We start from the raw sequence: 17,234 nt of genomic DNA, 5'->3' as shown, positions 1-17,234 counted from the left end.
TTTAAATGCTAAATAGTGCAGTTTATAGCGCATATTCACAAAATCAAACTGGTGTAGAATCCCAAGAGAAACTTATAGAAATGCTATATAGTGGGATTTTACGCTTTTCAAGTAGGATAAAAATAGCTATACAAAATGAAAATATAGAAGAAAGAGTGTATTATGTAAAAAGAGCTAGTGCTATTTTTATTGAATTGTTAAATTGTCTTGATTATGATAAGGGCGGTGAAGTAGCACATTATTTAAGTGGCTTATACACTAGAGAATTACAACTTCTTTCTTTAGCAAACATAGAAAACAGTGAAGCAAGAGTAGATGAAGTAATAAATGTAGTAAAAGGCTTATTAGAAGCTTGGAGAGAAGTACACCAAAAATGAGTGAAAAAAAATGGATTGATGAGTTTAAACTAGCTGTTTATACTGAAGATGTAGAAAAAATAGTTAAACTTATGGAAAAACCGGATTATAAAGATTGCCCCAATGAGGCTTTAGCGCTAACTAATGAAGCGATAGCTTTTATGAAAAAAAAGCAAGATGAAATAGCTATTAATTTACAAAAACTCAAAAAAGCTTCTGCTTATATAAAGTAAAACATGGCTATAAGCCGAGTTCTGTCAAGAACGATCATTTATCTAGACTTGTTTTTACAAACAAGTTCAAGCGAAGGGTTATATTATAAGACAAAAACCACCCCTTCTTGCTGCAGATTGGGTTTACATAGCTAGCTTTGTTACCAAAGCTACTGGTAGGCTCTTACTCTACCGTTTCACCTTTTCCATATAAAATATGGTAGTTTTCTTTCTGTTGCACTTTCCCTTAGGTTGCCCTAGCCATCCATTAGATGGAATCCTTGTCTTATTGCAGCTCGGACTTTCCTCTTCAAAAAGAAGCGATCGCTTGCCATGTTTAGAGAAATTCTACCAAAAAAAATATTTTTATACCAGAGCAAAAACAAGATTTAATGTAATTTTTAATTTATTTTCATATTTTACAAGTTCTAAATTTTTAACTTTTATATAAGGATCTAATTTTTGCAAAAACTGCGTTAAAAAAATAAAATCGCCAACAAAACTTAATCTTAATTCATAATAAGCAAAATATTCATCTTGACTTTTGTAACTTTGAATTTGCAAAGATTGAACTCCATTAAGATTCTTTTCTATATCCTTTAAAATACTTTGATAATCTTTATTTATGCTTAAAAACGAGTGATCATTATAAGATATATTTTCATCTTCTTTTAAATCAGAAATCACTTCTTGTTTTTGCTCGTATTTTGTTTGTAAAATATATAGTTCATCTTTTGACAACTTCATTTGTTTTTCAAAATAGTCAAAAACACCCATATAAACCATGAAAAAACCAAAAACAAAAACAACTATCAAAGACAATATAAATTCACGCTCAGATAACTTAGCAAAGATATTTTCTAAATTTTTATAAAGATTTTTCAAAAACAAGAGTGATTTTTCCATTATTAACTTCTTTATTTTTTAATACAAAATGATACTTTTTAAAATCTTCATAAAATTCATAGTCATTTTTAAGCTCTATAATAAAATCATTATTTTTAACATGCAAAGCTTCTATATAAGCTTGATGAGAATTTAAAACTTTTAAAAAATTATAAAAATCTTTATAACAAAGTGTATTTGTATAAAATTTTTGCAACAAATCAACCTTTAACTCATTTTCTTCTTGTAGTTTTTTAAACTCTTGATTTTGCTTTTGATTAATTTTTACCTGTTCTAAAATATCATCTTGTTTTTTTATTAAATTTTCATATTTTGTTTTCTCATTTTCATAAAATGATTTTTGTGTATACAAATACAAAGGATAAGCTAAAGCTAGTAAAACTCCACAAACAAAAGCCAATAAAATCTTAAAACTAAAAGATTTTAAATGATTTATTTTTTCTTTGTTGGTAAAATTAATCTTGACTTGATCGCAATTTTTTAGTAATTTTTGATAAAAAATATTACTATTAAATTTATCAAAACTACTAAGATTTTGAGTATCATCTATGCTTATAATGTGCTTATAGGTATTCTTTAATTTTTCATTATATATTTTATCATAAACATTTAATGGTATAACTTTACAATTTTGAAAATCACACCCCAAATACTCCACTAAAACTATGTATTTTTCTTTAAACAATAATGCAAGATTTTCACTATTTACATCGTTCTTAAAATACACTTCAAAAAGCAGGGGTTCAGGTATTATATAATCGATATCTAAAATATCTTCATACTTGCACAAGAATACATATGCAAAAGATTTATCTTGAAAATACTTTAGCTTATAAGAAAAATCATCTTTAAGACCAAGCTCCTCAAAGCTCTTTTTTAAAATTTCATCTTCGTTAATAGGATTTGCAAATTTAATATATAAAAGCTTTTCATAAGCAAGAAAATCTTTTAGAATAGTTTTCTTACTCATCATAAAGGATTTTCTTAAGGTTTTGCTCGTTTTTGTGCCAATTTTTCTCAAGTTGAACGAATAATTTTAGCATTACCTTTTTTTGTGCTAATTTTTCTATTTTCACTCTAGCTTCTTTACCTATACGCTTAATTGTAGCACCATCTTTACCTAATATCATTCCTTTGTGAGAATTGCTATCTGTAATGATAGTGGCATTGATATAATAAATTTGCTCTAGTTCTTTAATTTTTTCTATTTTTACTTCAGTGCTATAAGGAATTTCATCACTTAAATTTTCATATATAGCTTCTAAGATAAAATCTCTATAAATATCCTTTTCATTTGTAGTAGTAATAAACTCAGGATCAAAATAATACGGGTGTTCAGGCAAATACTTAACCATCTCATCTAAAAGAATTTTTTTATAAAATTTTTGCTTAGCAGAATAGGGGATAATAGCGCTAAAATGTGAGCTAAACTGAGAATACTCACTTAATTTTTTAAGCAAAACCTCTTTTTTTACTAAATCAACCTTATTGATTAATACAATATGTGGCACTTTAGGATTTAAACTTAAAAAATTTTCATAATCTTTAATATCATCATAAATACTAGCTACAAATAAAATCACATCACAATCAGCAATGCTTTTAATCGCTAAATCAATCATAAGCTGATTCATAGCCTTAGAGCTTGCATGCAAACCTGGTGTATCTATAAAAATAAGCTGATGATTTTCATGCATTATGATCGCATTAATCTTTCTTCTTGTAGCGTTTTGCTTATGAGAAACCATAGCAACTTTTTCTTCTAATAAAGAATTTAGGATAGAACTTTTTCCTGCATTAGTTCTACCCACTATGCTTATAAAGCCACTTTTCACAAGATATACCTAGCTAAATCTTTATTTTCTATGATATCTCCAAGCTTAACTTGCACTTTAAAATCATCTATTTTATATACCTTACCTGCGTATTCATCTGCTTCAAAACTAATATCTTCTAAAAGTTTTTCCACTACTGTATGTAAACGTCTTGCACCAATATCTTGCATTTCTTCATTGGCCTTGCTTGCTATTTTTGCTATTTCTCTAATAGCCTCATCTTCAAAAACAAGCTCTACATTTTCAGTTTTTAAAAGCTCAATGTATTGTGTTAGTAATGAATTTTTAGGTCTTGTTAAAATAGCATATAAAGCATCCTCATCTAATGAATCAAGCTCAACTCTTAAAGGAAAACGCCCTTGAAGTTCAGGGATTAAATCACTTGGCTTACTTAGATGAAAAGCACCTGCAGCGATAAATAAAATATGATCAGTTTTTAAAGGTCCAAATTTAGTTTGTATAGTACTACCTTCAACTATAGGAAGCAAATCTCTTTGCACCCCTTCTTTGCTTGGATCTTGGCGGTTTGAATTGGAGCTTGAAACTGCTACTTTATCTATCTCATCGATAAAAATAATCCCTTCGTTTTCTGCTCTTCTTAAAGCCTCGCCTTTAATACTTTCCATATCAAGAATTTTCTCACTTGCTTCTTGAGCTAGAGCTATTCTTGCATCTTTTACCTTCATTTCTTTTTTAACTTTTTTATTACCCACACCAATAACTTTTACTATATCTTGCATAGCACCCATTTCAGGTGGTAAATTTGGATTAGTATCAAACACGCTTTGTGAAATTTCAACTTCTATCGTGCTATCATCTAAATCACCAGCTTTTAATTTCACGCGCATTTTTTCTAAAGAATTTTGATATTCTTCTTGTTTTTCTTCACTAACACCCTTTGGTAAAGGCGGTAAAAGTTTTTCTAAAATCTTATTTTCTATAAATTCATTAATCTTTTCTTTGTTTTTTTCTTTTTCTTCATTTTTTACTAAATTTAAAGCAGCATTAGCTAAATCTCTAACCATGCTTTCTACATCACGCCCAACAAAACCAACTTCAGTATATTTACTTGCTTCAACTTTTACAAAAGGAAGTCCCATCATCTTAGCAAGGCGTCTTGCAATCTCTGTTTTACCAACCCCAGTTGATCCTATCATTAAAATATTTTTTGGCATGATATCATCTTGAAGTTCAGGACTAAGCTGCATTCTTCTATAACGATTTCTTAAAGCAATTGCTATGATTTTTTTAGCATTTTTTTGTCCAATTACATAATCATCTAAAAATTTTACAATCTCTTTTGGAGTTAAATTCATTTATCATCCTCAATTACATAAGTTTTAATATTTGTATTAGTATAAATGCAAATTTCACCAGCTATTTGCAAGCTTTCTTTGACTAATTCCTCTTCATCTAAACTTGAGTGTTTAGCTAAAGCTCTTGCAGCAGAAAGTGCATAATTACCCCCACTACCAATAGCTGCTATAGCGCCATCTTCAGGCTCAACTACATCTCCAGTTCCTGAAAGTAAAAATATATGATTTCTATCTAATACTAACATCATTGCTTCAAGTTTTCTTAGGTATTTATCTTTACGCCATTCTTTTGAAAAATCTATCGCAGCTTTTAATAAATCACCCTTAGAACTAGAAAGTAGTTTTTCAAACATATCAAAAAGATTAAAAGCATCAGCAGTGCTCCCTGCAAAACCTGCTAATACTTTACCATTATTTAATTTTCTAATTTTAACTGCATTATTTTTTAAAACAGTATTTCCAAAACTTACTTGTCCATCTCCGCCAATTACAGACTTATTTTTACCTTTATAAGCTAAAATTGTAGTTGCGTGAAACATTATTCTCCTTTAACTTCTAGCTTAAATACAGCATGAATCGCATGGCCTAATTTTGCTGAAATTTCATGCACGCCAAGTTCTTTTATAGTATCACATTCTAGGCTTTTTTTATCAAGCTCTATGCCTTTTTGCTCTTTTAGTGCATGAGCGATTTCATCTTTAGTAACCCCACCAAACAAGCTTCCATTAGCTCCCACAGGCTTAGCTATACAAATAGTGATTTTAGATAATTCCTCTTTTAATTTTTCCAAATTTGCAAGCTCAAATCTTAAATTTTCTGCCTTTTTCTTTTGCTCTGCTTCATATTGTTTTAAAACTTCATGTGTAGCAGCCTTAGCAAAACCTTTGGCAATTAAAAAATTTTGTCCATATCCATCTTTTACTTCTTTAACCTCTCCTGCTTTTCCTAAGCTTTTTACATCTTTAATCAATAATACTTTCATTGTTTTCCTTTTTTAAAATTTTCTTCCATTTTTACCTGCAATGATAAATCTTAAAGCATTTAATCTTATAAAACCTGCTGCATCTTTTTGATCATACACAGCATCTTCTTCAAAAGTACAATAAGCCTCGCTAAATAAACTATCATTCGCACTTTCTCTGCCTATTACCATTACATTACCTTTGTATAATTCAAGTTTAACTTTACCATTAACGTATTTTTGTGACTCATCAATTAAGGCTTGAAGCATTAATCTTTCAGGTGAGAACCAATAGCCATTATAAATTAAACTTGCATATTTTGGCATCAATTCATCTTTTAAATGTGCTGCTTCTCTATCAAGTGTGATACTTTCTATAGCACGGTGTGCTTTTAAAAGTATACTTCCACCTGGAGTTTCATAGCAACCTCTACTTTTCATACCCACATAGCGATTTTCGACAATATCAAGACGACCTATACCATGTTTTGCACCAAGTTCGTTAAGTTTTGCTAAAAGCTGTGCAGGAGTCATTTTTTCTCCATTAATAGCACACAAATCACCTTTACTAAACTCAAGCTCTATCACTTCGCTTTCATTTGGAGTTTCTTTTAAATCTTTCACCCAGCGCCACATATCCGCTTCAGGTTTAGCCGCAGGATCTTCAAGCACTAAACCCTCATAAGAAATATGCAATAAATTTGCATCCATAGAATAAGGTGACTTACCTGGCTTTTTAGCTATATCAATACCATGTTTTTGTGCATAAGCTAAGAGTTTTTCACGGCTATTTAAATCCCATTCTCTCCAAGGAGCAATAATGGCCAAATTTGGATTTAGCGCCAAAGCGCCTAATTCAAAACGCACTTGATCATTTCCTTTGCCTGTTGCACCATGGCTAATAGCATCTGCTTTTGTTTTATTTGCTATTTCTACTAAAGCTTTTGCTATCAAAGGTCTTGCTATACTTGTACCTAGTAAATATTCTCCCTCATAAATAGCATTTGCTCTAAACATAGGAAATACATAATCTTTTACAAATTCATCTTTTAAATCTTGAATAAAAATATTTTCTTCTTTTACACCCAAAGAAAGCGCTTTTTTTCTAGCAGGCTCAAGCTCTTCACCTTGTCCAATATCTGCTGTAAAAGTTACCACTTCACATTTATACTCATCTTGTAGCCATTTTAAAATTATACTTGTATCAAGTCCACCAGAATATGCTAAAACCACTTTTTTGATATCTTTTTTCATTGTCTTTCCTCTTTGTAAAAATAATTTTAAAATTTAACGAATTTAGCTTAATATAATGTAAAATATTTAGACATTTTATAACATTTTCTTGTATTTTTTGATAAAATATTTTTATGAGAATAGATAAGTTTTTAAATGTAGTTAATATTACTAAGCGTCGTGCTATTTCAGAGGATATGTGCAAAAGTGGCGTAGTGAGTATAAACAATCAAGTGGTTAAAGCTAGTAAAGAAGTAAAAATTGGCGATGAAATAAGCATTAAATTTATAGAATATACCAATATTTATAAAGTTTTAGACATACCAACAACCAAAAGCATACCAAAAGCTATGCAAGAAAAATATGTGGTAAAAATTCAATGAAAGAAATGATTTTAAGTCAAAATGAGCTTTATAAGCTTTGTGAAATTTTACCTAAAAATGGAGTTATTTTACTTCAAGGGGATTTAGCAAGCGGTAAAACTACTTTGGTTCAAAATTATGCTCAATTTCTTGGAGTAGAAAAAACGCTTAATTCTCCTACATTTTCTATCATGCAAGCATATGATTTTCAACAAGGTAAAATGTATCATTACGATATTTATCAAGAAGGTTTTGATGGACTTTTAAAAAATGGCTTGATTGAAAATTTTTTTGAAGAGGGTTTGCATTTGGTAGAGTGGGGTGATGAAAAATTAAAAAAATACTTAGATAAATATCAAATTTTGAATATAATTTTACAAATCATTCCTTATGAAAATAAAAGAAAGTATATAATACATGAGTAAGCTAGAAGCTAGAAATTTAGAAAAAATCATTAAAAAAACAAAAATCATACACGATGTTTCACTAGAAGTACACAGTGGGGAAGTTGTAGGGCTTTTAGGGCCTAATGGAGCAGGAAAAACTACAAGTTTTTATATGATATGTGGGCTTATTTTACCAACAAGTGGGCAGGTGTTTTTAGACTCACAAGATATCACAAAAGAACCGCTTAATAAAAGAGCAAAGCTTGGCATTGGGTATTTACCTCAAGAAAGTAGTGTTTTTAAAGACTTAAGCGTAGAAGAAAATTTACTTTTAGCTGCCCAAGTAATATATAAGGATAAAAATTTATTAGAACAAAAGATAGAGCAAATGTTAGAATTACTTAGCATAGAGCCTATTAGACACAGAAAAGGTATGAGTTTAAGTGGGGGTGAAAGAAGGCGTTGTGAAATCGCAAGATCGCTTATGTGTGATCCTAAATTTTTACTTTTAGATGAACCATTTGCTGGGGTTGATCCTATCGCAGTGAGTGAAATTCAAAGCTTGATTAATGACTTAAAAGCTATGAATATAGGTGTTTTAATCACTGATCATAATGTAAGAGAAACTCTAGCAATTTGCGATAGAGCTTATGTGATTAGAAGTGGAAGGTTGCTAGCTAGTGGCAATGCTAATGAAATTGCGCATAATGAAGATGTTAAAAAATACTATCTTGGAAGTGAGTTTAGACTTGAATAATGCTTAAACAAAAAACCTCTATAACACAAAAAGCAAAACTATCACAAACCTTAAGATCTTGGCTTCCTATATTGCAAGCTAACATTGAAGATCTAAAAGAAAGCTTAGATGAATTTGCTAAAGAAAATCCTTTTATAGAGATCAAAGAAAACTCAAGCATTACAAACAATCAAAACAAATATTATCAAGAATATTTTAGTAAAAATACCACCACACAAATGATTGATGCAAAAAGCTTAGAAGTAAAAAATGTGTATGAACTTTTAAGCGAGCAAATCATACCACCATTTTTTCCTACTAAAAAATCCCAAACCATTGCTGAAAAAATCATAGAATGTTTAAATCATGAAGGTTATTTTGAGTATGATGAAGAAATTTTAGGTGAATTTGATCCTCTAGAAGTAGAAAAAATCAGACAAAGATTTAAATATCTTGATCCCGTTGGAGTAGGGGCAAAAGACAATCAAGAAGCTTTTATTTTTGCATTAGAGCATTTTGACTTAGATGATGAGCTTTATGAGTTTTGTAAAATGTTAATTTTAAATTTAGAAAATGCAAAAGATTTTATCAAAGATCCTTTATATAAAAAGGCTATAGCGATAATTAAAAAAATCTCTATTCCGCCTTTTTTAGAGTATTTTGAAGAGAGTATGGAAATCATTCCTGATATATTTATTTATCAAGAAAATGGTGAAATTAAAATTAAAATTAATGATGATTATTACCCTGAAATTGCTTTTGAAGCAGATGGTTTAGATCATGAGTTTTTAAGTGCTTATTTAAAAGATGCTAAAAATTTAATTGACGCGCTAGCCATGCGTAAAGCTACCCTTTATAAACTAGGGCTTATGATTATAGAATATCAATATGATTTTTTCATGGGCGGGGATATTAAACCTATGCAGCTTAAAGACTTAGCGCAAGATCTTGAAAGAAATGCTTCTACCATCTCAAGAGCAATTGCAAATAAATACTTAAGTTGTGACAGAGGCTTAATACCCTTAAAGTCTTTCTTTACCACTGCAGTGGATGATGGTGAAACTTCTAATGCAACTATTAAAGATTTTCTTAGTAATTTAATTAAAAAAGAAAATCCTAAAAAGCCTTTGAGTGATTTAAAAATTCTTGAACTCACTCAAAAAGAATTCCCAAGTGTACAACTAGGGCGTAGAACTATCACTAAATATCGTATGCAACTTGGCATAGGAAGCTCAAGTGAGCGTAAAAAATTATATGAATTGATGTAGGAAAAGATGAATTTAGAAAGTATTTTTGAAAAAACCATAAAACAAAATGTGCGTTTAGTAGCAGCTAGCAAGTATGTTCAAGATGAGCAAATTCGAGAGCTTTTTAAGCAAGGTGTTGTAGAGTTTGGAGAAAATCAAGTCCAAGCTTTAGCTTTAAAAAAAGAAAAACTTCAAGACTTAGAAATCAAGTGGCATTTTATAGGTAATCTTCAAAGTAATAAAATCAATCTTTTAATCAAACAAAACCCATTACTTTGGCAATCTTGCAATGGTTTAAAAAGCGCCAAAGCTGTAGATAAAAGACTTGATTATAAATTAGATACTTTATTAGAAATTAACATTGCCAATGAAAGTTCTAAAAGTGGCATAGAGCAAAATAAGGCCATAGAAGAGTATTTGCAAATACAAGAAGAGTGTAAAAATTTAAACCTTATAGGCATTATGTGTATAGGTTCTATGGATGAGGAAAAAGTTCAAGAAAGTTTTGAGCAAACTTTTAAAATCTATGAAAATTTACAAAAGCACGGGGCAAAAATTTGCTCTATGGGTATGAGTGGGGATTTTGAGCTAGCTATAAAATGTGGCTCAAATATGGTGCGTTTGGGGAGTATTTTATTTAAATAAATCCCATTTGTTTTGCTTTTTCTATCATAAAATCTGCACCATTTTCACTTTTTAATTCTTGCAAGGCTAAAGATTTTTCTTCTAGTGAGAAATTTTCTACCAAATTTAAAAATTGATGTTTTTCTTCTTGAGTTAAAATTACACACAAATTACGCTCTTTTAAATACAAAGCATTGAAATACTGATGATTTTTAGCCGCATATGGATAAGGAATAAAAATACAAGGAAGTAAATTTGCACTAAGCTCAAAAAGACTACTTGCACCTGATCTTGATATGGCTAAATCTGCTTTAGAAATTTTATCTATAATGTTTTTATCAAAGTCAAAAAGCTCTACATTGACATTTAAATCCTCATAAGCTTTTTTACATCTTTCATAATCATTCTTACCACATTGGTGAATGATATTTATGCCTTTTTCTTTAAAGTATAAAGCATTTTCTAAGGCAAGATCATTTATAAATTTAGCCCCTTGAGATCCACCAAGAAAAATAATATTTTTTAATTCTTTTCTCACTCTTGCTTTTTGTGAAAAAATTTCACTAATAGGATAAGGACAAAAGAAAGTATTTGCTTTATTAACTTGATCATCAAAAGCAGTAAAAAAAGCTTTAGAAAAAGGCTTTAAAAGTGAATTTAAACTTCCCATTTTTGAATTTTGCTCATGGATTAAAAGTGGGATATTTGCCATTAAAGCACCAAAAGCGCCTGGAGCACTGCTATATCCACCCACACTAAAAACTACTTTAATATTATGTTCTTTTAAAATTTGTTTTGCTTTTCTTGCAAGTTTTACAATATGCAAAAACGATTGAACCTTAGCTAAGCCTTTTTTATTAACAACGCCTTGAGAGCTTAGAAAATATTTTTTATAAAAACCATTTTCATTTTCAAACCAAAGTCTATCTTGGCCATTTTCACTTCCTATGTAAATGCATTCTACACCTTGTTTTCTTGCACTTTGCAATAAACATCTAGCTATAGCTAAATGCCCTCCTGTGCCTCCACCTGTAATTGCTATCATTTATCCTCTTTATTTAGCTTTTCTTCCAAAATAGCAAGTCTTGCTTCTAATTTAGCGATTTTTTCTTCATAATCAATCTTACCATGTTTTTTAATATAAGCAGGTATACCAATAGCTGTTAAATTTGGCCCAACATCTTTTAATACAACTGCATTTGAACCTATTTTGGCGTTTTTACCTATGATAATATTGCCTAAAATTTTAGCACCAGAACCTATGATCACGCCATCTTCTATAGTAGGGTGTCTTTTGGTATTTTTATCTAAACTCGTTCCACCCAAAGTAACACCTTGATAAATCAAAACATCATCACCTATAATAGAAGTCTCACCAATCACAACCCCACTTGCATGATCTATAAATATCCTTCTACCTAAATGTGCTCCAGGGTGTAAATCAACTCCAGTAAGAAACTGAGAAATTCCACTAATAATCCTTGCTATTTTTTTAAAACCTTTTTGGTAAAAAAAATGCGCAAAGCGATAATTTACCACAGCCCAAACACCAGGATAGTTAAAAACTAATTCCACCCAAGATCTATATGCAGGATCTTTTTGTTTTGGCATAGAAAAATCTTCTTTGATTAGTTTAAAAACACTCATTTAGAACCTATGCTTTTTAAATATCCATTATCGTTTAAGAATAAATAAATTTCACCCAAAATATGCTTTTTTTGATTTTCATTAACAAGTTTTGAAGCATAAATTTTTTCATTAATATTATCCATAATTGCATGAATATCATAATCAAGATCTTCTAAGGTATCTAAAATAGATTGAGCCTCTAATACGCTTTCTACTTCAAAACCCTTTTCATTGATACTTATGCAAGCTTCGGTTGGATGTGTAAAAAGATTATGCTTCATACCAAGGACTTCTTGATAAGCTCCCACTAGGAAAAATCCTAAAAAATAATCTTCAGCTTCTACATCAATATCATGTAAAAACAAAGGATTATCTTTAGAATAAGAAATTTCTCCATCACTATCACAAGTTATATCCCATATACTTGCGCTTCTTGTAGGTTTTTTATTGAGTCTATCAAGTGGCATGATAGGGAAATTTTGCTCCAAACCCCAAAAATCAGGTAAAGACTGAAATACTGAAAAATTCACTAAATATTTTTCTTGTACTTCATTTTGCAAACTCGACAAATCAGCTTGATCACCCACTAAAGAAATAGCTTTTCTCATAATCAAATGCACTAAAATTTCACTATTTGAGCGATCTTGTAAATCCACATAACCCAAATCAAACAAGGTTAAAATACTCTCCATATGATCAATGCTATCATGTAAATACTCAAGCGCATTAGAAGCTTTAATGTTTTTATACAAATCATAAAGCTCATCGATAAGTTTTGGATTTTTATCTTTTAATAAAAGCTTACTTTCTGTGTATTCTTGGGAAAAAAGCTCTAAAACAGGCGCTACCAAAACAGCATGATTAGCCGCTACAAAACGCCCGCTTTCTATAAAAATATCAGGTTCTAAATCTTTTTTTTGTTCTGCTATGCTTTTTAAAATAAACACAACATCGTTTGCATACTCACTTAAGGTGTAATTTCTGCTTGTTTCATTTTTAAACTGAGAGTATTCTACTGCTAAACCCCCGCCAAGATTAATAGCTTTTAAATTTTTTGCCCCCATTTTTCTAAGCTCAGTGTAGATATTGCCCGCTTCATTTAAAGCTTTTTTCAAAGGATGAATTTCAGTAATTTGTGAGCCTAAATGAAAATGTATCATAGTAAATTGATCTAAAAGCTTATTAGCTTTTAAAAGATTTACCGCTTCAATAAGCTCAGTAGAAGTTAAACCAAATTTTGAATTTATACCTCCACTTTTTGCCCAAATTCCTACTCCAGCTGAATGCAAACGCACTCTTAAACCTATATTTGGCTTTGGCTTAAAACGATTTTTAGCAATTTCAATCATTGCTTCAAGCTCATTAAGCCCTTCCATAGTTAAAGTGATATTATGACCCATTTCACACGCTATAAAGCCCATATTTATGAGTTCTTTATCTTTAAAACCATTGACTGTTATAGGAGCGCCTTCATTATTATAAGCCATAGCTAGTAAAAGCTCAGCCTTACTTCCTGCTTCTAAACCATAGTTATATTCTTTACCTAGATTAACTAAATTTTTTACAAAACCTGGGTATTGATTGACTTTTAAAGGATACACAGCATTAAAAGAACCTTTATAGTTAAATTCTTTTTTTGCTTTGGCAAATTTATTATAAATTTGCTCGATTTGCTTATGGATTAAATGAGGAAAACGAAGCAATAATGGCCCCTTATAGCCATCATCACGCAAAGTATTTACTATATCTATAATGGCAGGTTTTTTACCATGATTTACACATACTTTGCCATTTTCGATGATAAAATTATTTGCACCCCAAATATTAATACCATAATCAATCATAACTCATTCTCCAAATTTGCTAATTTTATATTTTTATTTTCTTTACTATCTAAATTTTTATAAAAAATCTCTTCTTTTTGCATTTCATCTTCACCTATACACAAAAAGATTTTAGCATTAGCATTATCTGCTTGGTTTAAATGCTTTGCAAGTTTTTTTGCTTCATAGCTTAAATATACCTTATGTTTTTTTCTTAAAGTATTTGCTAATTTAAAAATAGTATCTATATAAGCTTCATCCATAGCACAAAGATAAATTCCTTCTCTTGGCTTTACACTTTGTTTTTGCTCTAAAATAGCCATAATCCTTTCTATACCCATAGCATAACCCACACCATAACCACTTTTACCATCTAAGTATTCAATCAATCTATCATACCTTCCACCACCTGCCACAGCAGCCTTTGCACCGATTTCATCGCTAACAAACTCAAATGCACTTTTAGAATAATAATCAAGCCCACGCACTAATTTCTCATCACATTCAAACTCAACATCATTTTCTTTTAAAAGTTTTTGTAATTTTTCATAATCTTTTTTACAACATGGGCATAAATTTTCACTTAGTTTTGGTGCATTTTCGATTAAACTTTGACAATGATCATTTTTACAATCAAGCACTCTAATAGGATTTAAGTCTTTTCTTCTTAAGCAATCTTCGCAAAAACCTTCTTTAGAATTTAAAAAAGCTATGAGTTTTTCTTTATATACACCCATACATTCTTTACAGCCTAAAGAATTAATTTTCAAACTTGTGTGAATTTCTAAGCGTTTAAAAATTTCATTTAGCATTAAAATAATACTCGCATCCTCATACACACTTGCTATACCAAAGCTTTCTACACCAAATTGATGAAATTCACGCAATCTTCCTTTTTGTGGTCTTTCATAGCGAAACATAGAACCATGGTAAAACCATCTTTTAACACTTTGAGCCTTATCCATTTTAGCTTCTATGTATGATCTTACCACTCCAGCTGTCCCTTCAGGCCTCAAACACACATCATTGCCTGCTTTATCAACAAATTCATACATTTCTTTGCCAACTATATCAGAGCTTTCTCCAACACTTCTTTTAAAAAGCTTAGTAAGTTCTAAATGCGGACAATTAATAAAAGTAAAACCATAGTTTTTAACTACTTCCTCACAAGTTTTAACTACTTTTTCATAAAGAACAGCTTGGTCATCTTGTAAATCTTTCATTCCTTTTAAAGCATTAATCATCTATAAATTCCTTAATCTTTTCATGTAAATTTTCAATACTCAAAGAAGCATCTAATTTTAAAATTTTTATATCTATTTTAGTTTTTAAAAACTCTAAAGTTTCTTCTAAAGCTTTTTGTATATTTAAAAAATACTCAATCCCTCTTTTTTCAATACTATCTAAATCTTTTTTAGAAAGTCTTTGCTCAATAAGCTCTTTAGAACCATGTAAAAACACAACCTTTTGTGGAAAAACTCCACCTGTGGCAAAAGAATTTAACTCAAATAAAATATTTTGATCAAAATCACATCTTGCATAAGCCATATTAGAAATAAAACTACGATCTGAAATGATAAATTTGTTTTTATTTTGCGCTAAATGCATGTCGATTAAATTTGCTCTATCTGCTAAAAAAAGCAAAAGCTCAGCCTTTTTAGAAAATTGCATTTTACTTTCTAATAAAATTTTTCTCAAATGCACTCCAAGCTCACTTCCACCTGGTTCTTTAGTAAAAAATGCATTATGAAAATATTTTTTCAAAAGCTCTATTTGCGTGCTTTTGCCTACACAATCAACCCCTTCAAAAGCTATATACAATCTCTCTCCTTTAATAAAGGTATAATTTCTTTTGGCACAAGCTTACTCACATCGCCATTATGCATACAAATTGATCTTACTATGGAGCTTGAAATAAAAGAATTTTTTAAATTTGGCATAAGATATATAGTTTCAAAATCTTCCCAAAGCATGTGATTTGCATAACCAAGTTGTAATTCATACTCAAAATCACTCACCGCTCTTAAGCCTCTTATAATGATATTTATTTGCAAATTTTTAGCAAGATCTACTAGTAAGTTATCAAAAGTTGTAATTTTAACATTTTTTAAGTCTTTTGTAGCAATTTTTACCATTTTTTCTCTATGCTCTAAGCTAAACATAGGCTTTTTACTCTCACTTTTAGCTATGGCAACGATTACTTCTTCAAACATCTTGCTAGCTCGAATGATTACATCTAAATGTCCATTAGTGATAGGATCAAATGTCCCTGGGTATATACAACTAGCCATCATTGCCACCTTTGATATAAATTATGCTCAATATTTGCTAGATCAAGCCATTTTCCTATGATAAATTCATATAGTTTTTCCAAATTATCAATCTTAGCATAACTTGCCATTACAGGAGGAGCGATGATAACTCCATAGCTAGAAAGTTTAGCCATTTGTTCTAAATTTAAAGTAGAATAGGGCATTTCCCTTACTCCAAGTATGAGTTTTTTGCGTTCTTTTAAAGCCACTCCTACAGCTCTTGTAAGTAAAGTATCATTTATACCACAAGCAATTTTTGCCAAAGTATTAATCGAGCAAGGTGTGATAAAAGTCGTTTCTATGCCAAAAGATCCGCTTGCTACGCATTGACTAATATCTTCATTATCTAAAAAATTTACATGTTCAAGTTCAAATTTATCTTTTATGTGTTGCAAAAAGTCTATATTTTCTAAAAGAGAATTTTCTTTTGCAAAGCTTATTTTTGCATTTTTACTTATAATGGCATAAATTTGCCCTTTTTCTTTTAAATGTTTTAACAATAAAAAACCAAGTTCACAAGAACTAGCCCCGCTAATACCTACTAAAATTTTTCTCATTTTAGCTCCACATAATTTTTACTAATGACTTTACCATGCACGACTTTTCCATCTTTATTTTTAAGGCGAATTCTTTGGTTTAAATTCCCGCTTTGCAAGGCTTTTAATTCTATTATCATGCTTAAATCCCCATCTTTGATAACCCCATAAACAGAATCATTTCTTTGTATAAGGGTTTTGGTTTTAAACATATTATATTTTAAAATCATATTTTCTCTTATATTACTTTTGGCTATTAAATTTGCGATTTCATCTTTTTTTAATACACCTTGAGGAGCTTTATCAAAAGGAATTTTTAAAATTTTAAAACTAGCAGGACTTAAATTTTCATTACGCGCAATAGGGCGCGTGGTTTGCAAAACTTCTAATTTTGCCTTTAAAAAATACTTAAAAAATATATTTTTTTTATATTGCTCTGGAGTTTTAAATTCAGCCTTTACAAAACCATCTGCTCTATCAAAATTATGATTACCCAGCTTTAAAAAAATATATTGATTAAAATCAGCAGGCAAACTTGATTGAGTATTAAGATCTAAAGAAATGATTTCTAGTTGTGGATAATTTGTCTTAAATTCTTTAATCAAAGCTAATTTTACTTCATCAAAATTTGAAGCAAAACTTAAAGTATAGAAAAATAAAAACAATATAATATATCTCAAATAATACAACCTCTGTAATAAATTTAAAACTAATATATCATACATAAAAAAAGTTTGAATTTAGTTGAAAATTGCTAAAA

The 17,234-nt window shown here is 29.9% G+C and carries 22 protein-coding genes and 1 other RNA gene; 7 read left to right on the top strand and 16 right to left on the bottom strand.

Annotated elements, in window-relative coordinates:
* The first annotated feature begins 5 nt into the window (after window positions 1–5).
* Together fliS and L8U98_RS05195 are read left to right on the top strand one after the other, a co-directional pair.
* On the top strand, window positions 6–377 hold the full coding sequence (gene fliS / locus L8U98_RS05200) for a flagellar export chaperone FliS (protein ID WP_263663313.1): 372 nt from the start codon (window positions 6–8) through the stop codon (window positions 375–377).
* Window positions 353–589 carry a hypothetical protein gene (locus L8U98_RS05195; protein WP_263706161.1) on the top strand — a complete coding sequence of 79 codons (237 nt, stop codon included), beginning with the start codon at window positions 353–355 and terminating at the stop codon, window positions 587–589. The genes fliS and L8U98_RS05195 overlap by 25 nt, the downstream gene beginning before the upstream one ends.
* Here L8U98_RS05195 and rnpB read toward each other — a convergent pair.
* The 8 genes from rnpB to L8U98_RS05155 all read right to left on the bottom strand — a co-directional run bounded on the left by rnpB (window position 584) and on the right by L8U98_RS05155 (window position 6,840).
* An RNA gene (rnpB, locus tag L8U98_RS05190) (RNase P RNA component class A) lies at window positions 584–908 on the bottom strand. The two genes, L8U98_RS05195 and rnpB, sit on opposite strands and share 6 nt — an antisense overlap.
* A 26-nt stretch (window positions 909–934) precedes the next feature.
* Window positions 935–1,474 (bottom strand): hypothetical protein, encoded by a 540-nt coding sequence (locus L8U98_RS05185; RefSeq protein WP_263706160.1) that lies wholly within the window; start codon window positions 1,472–1,474, stop codon window positions 935–937.
* Complete coding sequence (locus tag L8U98_RS05180) at window positions 1,437–2,447, bottom strand: hypothetical protein (RefSeq protein WP_263706159.1); 1,011 nt, start codon at window positions 2,445–2,447, stop codon at window positions 1,437–1,439. Before L8U98_RS05180 ends, L8U98_RS05185 begins: the two co-directional genes overlap by 38 nt.
* Complete coding sequence (era, locus tag L8U98_RS05175; RefSeq protein ID WP_263725125.1) at window positions 2,437–3,309, bottom strand: GTPase Era; 873 nt, start codon at window positions 3,307–3,309, stop codon at window positions 2,437–2,439. The genes L8U98_RS05180 and era overlap by 11 nt, the downstream gene beginning before the upstream one ends.
* Window positions 3,306–4,625 carry an ATP-dependent protease ATPase subunit HslU gene (gene hslU, locus L8U98_RS05170; RefSeq protein ID WP_039618284.1) on the bottom strand — a complete coding sequence of 440 codons (1,320 nt, stop codon included), beginning with the start codon at window positions 4,623–4,625 and terminating at the stop codon, window positions 3,306–3,308. Before hslU ends, era begins: the two co-directional genes overlap by 4 nt.
* Window positions 4,622–5,164, bottom strand: coding sequence for an ATP-dependent protease subunit HslV (gene hslV, locus L8U98_RS05165; RefSeq protein WP_039618282.1), 543 nt, complete (start codon window positions 5,162–5,164; stop codon window positions 4,622–4,624). The genes hslU and hslV overlap by 4 nt, the downstream gene beginning before the upstream one ends.
* Window positions 5,164–5,607, bottom strand: coding sequence for a 50S ribosomal protein L9 (rplI, locus tag L8U98_RS05160; protein WP_114640308.1), 444 nt, complete (start codon window positions 5,605–5,607; stop codon window positions 5,164–5,166). Before rplI ends, hslV begins: the two co-directional genes overlap by 1 nt.
* A 12-nt stretch (window positions 5,608–5,619) precedes the next feature.
* Window positions 5,620–6,840: an argininosuccinate synthase gene (locus L8U98_RS05155; RefSeq protein WP_263663319.1), complete on the bottom strand. Its 1,221-nt coding sequence runs from the start codon at window positions 6,838–6,840 to the stop codon at window positions 5,620–5,622.
* A gap of 113 nt (window positions 6,841–6,953) precedes the next feature.
* On the opposite strand from L8U98_RS05155, the gene L8U98_RS05150 reads away from it, so the two are divergent.
* The 5 genes from L8U98_RS05150 to L8U98_RS05130 are packed head-to-tail and all read left to right on the top strand — an operon-like array spanning window position 6,954 to window position 10,195.
* A complete protein-coding gene (locus L8U98_RS05150; RefSeq protein ID WP_039618276.1) occupies window positions 6,954–7,202 on the top strand; it encodes an RNA-binding S4 domain-containing protein in 249 nt (82 codons plus the stop codon).
* On the top strand, window positions 7,199–7,606 hold the full coding sequence (gene tsaE / locus L8U98_RS05145) for a tRNA (adenosine(37)-N6)-threonylcarbamoyltransferase complex ATPase subunit type 1 TsaE (protein WP_263725126.1): 408 nt from the start codon (window positions 7,199–7,201) through the stop codon (window positions 7,604–7,606). The genes L8U98_RS05150 and tsaE overlap by 4 nt, the downstream gene beginning before the upstream one ends.
* Window positions 7,599–8,324: an LPS export ABC transporter ATP-binding protein gene (lptB, locus tag L8U98_RS05140; protein WP_263725127.1), complete on the top strand. Its 726-nt coding sequence runs from the start codon at window positions 7,599–7,601 to the stop codon at window positions 8,322–8,324. The genes tsaE and lptB overlap by 8 nt, the downstream gene beginning before the upstream one ends.
* A complete protein-coding gene (locus L8U98_RS05135) occupies window positions 8,324–9,571 on the top strand; it encodes an RNA polymerase factor sigma-54 (RefSeq protein ID WP_039641436.1) in 1,248 nt (415 codons plus the stop codon). Before lptB ends, L8U98_RS05135 begins: the two co-directional genes overlap by 1 nt.
* Before the next feature lie 6 nt (window positions 9,572–9,577).
* Window positions 9,578–10,195, top strand: coding sequence for a YggS family pyridoxal phosphate-dependent enzyme (locus tag L8U98_RS05130; RefSeq protein ID WP_263725128.1), 618 nt, complete (start codon window positions 9,578–9,580; stop codon window positions 10,193–10,195).
* Here L8U98_RS05130 and murG read toward each other — a convergent pair.
* Genes murG through flgA form a run of 8 tightly spaced genes read right to left on the bottom strand, consistent with a single transcriptional unit; the run spans window position 10,188 to window position 17,154 of the window.
* Window positions 10,188–11,219, bottom strand: a complete 1,032-nt coding sequence (gene murG, locus L8U98_RS05125) for an undecaprenyldiphospho-muramoylpentapeptide beta-N-acetylglucosaminyltransferase (RefSeq protein ID WP_263725129.1) — start codon at window positions 11,217–11,219, stop codon at window positions 10,188–10,190. The two genes, L8U98_RS05130 and murG, sit on opposite strands and share 8 nt — an antisense overlap.
* Window positions 11,216–11,821, bottom strand: a complete 606-nt coding sequence (gene cysE / locus L8U98_RS05120) for a serine O-acetyltransferase (RefSeq protein ID WP_263725130.1) — start codon at window positions 11,819–11,821, stop codon at window positions 11,216–11,218. Before cysE ends, murG begins: the two co-directional genes overlap by 4 nt.
* Window positions 11,818–13,647 carry a biosynthetic arginine decarboxylase gene (speA, locus tag L8U98_RS05115; protein WP_039628312.1) on the bottom strand — a complete coding sequence of 610 codons (1,830 nt, stop codon included), beginning with the start codon at window positions 13,645–13,647 and terminating at the stop codon, window positions 11,818–11,820. The genes cysE and speA overlap by 4 nt, the downstream gene beginning before the upstream one ends.
* The gene (gene hisS, locus L8U98_RS05110; protein ID WP_263725131.1) at window positions 13,644–14,870 is read right to left on the bottom strand and encodes a histidine--tRNA ligase; all 1,227 of its coding nucleotides are present in this window, start codon (window positions 14,868–14,870) and stop codon (window positions 13,644–13,646) included. Before hisS ends, speA begins: the two co-directional genes overlap by 4 nt.
* Window positions 14,863–15,447, bottom strand: coding sequence for a dTMP kinase (gene tmk / locus L8U98_RS05105; protein WP_263706145.1), 585 nt, complete (start codon window positions 15,445–15,447; stop codon window positions 14,863–14,865). Before tmk ends, hisS begins: the two co-directional genes overlap by 8 nt.
* Complete coding sequence (coaD, locus tag L8U98_RS05100; protein WP_261545200.1) at window positions 15,438–15,917, bottom strand: pantetheine-phosphate adenylyltransferase; 480 nt, start codon at window positions 15,915–15,917, stop codon at window positions 15,438–15,440. Before coaD ends, tmk begins: the two co-directional genes overlap by 10 nt.
* Window positions 15,917–16,495, bottom strand: a complete 579-nt coding sequence (locus L8U98_RS05095) for a UbiX family flavin prenyltransferase (protein WP_263725132.1) — start codon at window positions 16,493–16,495, stop codon at window positions 15,917–15,919. The genes coaD and L8U98_RS05095 overlap by 1 nt, the downstream gene beginning before the upstream one ends.
* The gene (flgA, locus tag L8U98_RS05090; RefSeq protein WP_257928191.1) at window positions 16,492–17,154 is read right to left on the bottom strand and encodes a flagellar basal body P-ring formation chaperone FlgA; all 663 of its coding nucleotides are present in this window, start codon (window positions 17,152–17,154) and stop codon (window positions 16,492–16,494) included. The genes L8U98_RS05095 and flgA overlap by 4 nt, the downstream gene beginning before the upstream one ends.
* Between the last annotated feature and the right edge of the window lie 80 nt (window positions 17,155–17,234).

Origin of the sequence: Campylobacter sp. RKI_CA19_01128 (assembly GCF_025771175.1) — a bacterium.
Taxonomy (GTDB): domain Bacteria; phylum Campylobacterota; class Campylobacteria; order Campylobacterales; family Campylobacteraceae; genus Campylobacter_D.
This window is presented reverse-complemented; position numbering and strand designations above follow the sequence as displayed.

What these genes read in the sequence shown, in the direction of transcription:
- murG (WP_263725129.1), bottom strand. Translation starts at nt 11,219, where the DNA reads ATGATAGCAATTACAGGTGGAGGCACAGGAGGGCATTTAGCTATAGCT.
- hslV (WP_039618282.1), bottom strand. Translation starts at nt 5,164, where the DNA reads ATGTTTCACGCAACTACAATTTTAGCTTATAAAGGTAAAAATAAGTCT.
- L8U98_RS05150 (WP_039618276.1), top strand. Translation starts at nt 6,954, where the DNA reads ATGAGAATAGATAAGTTTTTAAATGTAGTTAATATTACTAAGCGTCGT.
- coaD (WP_261545200.1), bottom strand. Translation starts at nt 15,917, where the DNA reads ATGGCTAGTTGTATATACCCAGGGACATTTGATCCTATCACTAATGGA.
- L8U98_RS05155 (WP_263663319.1), bottom strand. Translation starts at nt 6,840, where the DNA reads ATGAAAAAAGATATCAAAAAAGTGGTTTTAGCATATTCTGGTGGACTT.
- L8U98_RS05095 (WP_263725132.1), bottom strand. Translation starts at nt 16,495, where the DNA reads ATGAGAAAAATTTTAGTAGGTATTAGCGGGGCTAGTTCTTGTGAACTT.
- L8U98_RS05180 (WP_263706159.1), bottom strand. Translation starts at nt 2,447, where the DNA reads ATGATGAGTAAGAAAACTATTCTAAAAGATTTTCTTGCTTATGAAAAG.
- fliS (WP_263663313.1), top strand. Translation starts at nt 6, where the DNA reads ATGCTAAATAGTGCAGTTTATAGCGCATATTCACAAAATCAAACTGGT.
- lptB (WP_263725127.1), top strand. Translation starts at nt 7,599, where the DNA reads ATGAGTAAGCTAGAAGCTAGAAATTTAGAAAAAATCATTAAAAAAACA.
- L8U98_RS05130 (WP_263725128.1), top strand. Translation starts at nt 9,578, where the DNA reads ATGAATTTAGAAAGTATTTTTGAAAAAACCATAAAACAAAATGTGCGT.
- cysE (WP_263725130.1), bottom strand. Translation starts at nt 11,821, where the DNA reads ATGAGTGTTTTTAAACTAATCAAAGAAGATTTTTCTATGCCAAAACAA.
- rplI (WP_114640308.1), bottom strand. Translation starts at nt 5,607, where the DNA reads ATGAAAGTATTATTGATTAAAGATGTAAAAAGCTTAGGAAAAGCAGGA.
- tsaE (WP_263725126.1), top strand. Translation starts at nt 7,199, where the DNA reads ATGAAAGAAATGATTTTAAGTCAAAATGAGCTTTATAAGCTTTGTGAA.
- speA (WP_039628312.1), bottom strand. Translation starts at nt 13,647, where the DNA reads ATGATTGATTATGGTATTAATATTTGGGGTGCAAATAATTTTATCATC.
- L8U98_RS05185 (WP_263706160.1), bottom strand. Translation starts at nt 1,474, where the DNA reads ATGGAAAAATCACTCTTGTTTTTGAAAAATCTTTATAAAAATTTAGAA.
- hslU (WP_039618284.1), bottom strand. Translation starts at nt 4,625, where the DNA reads ATGAATTTAACTCCAAAAGAGATTGTAAAATTTTTAGATGATTATGTA.
- hisS (WP_263725131.1), bottom strand. Translation starts at nt 14,870, where the DNA reads ATGATTAATGCTTTAAAAGGAATGAAAGATTTACAAGATGACCAAGCT.
- L8U98_RS05135 (WP_039641436.1), top strand. Translation starts at nt 8,324, where the DNA reads ATGCTTAAACAAAAAACCTCTATAACACAAAAAGCAAAACTATCACAA.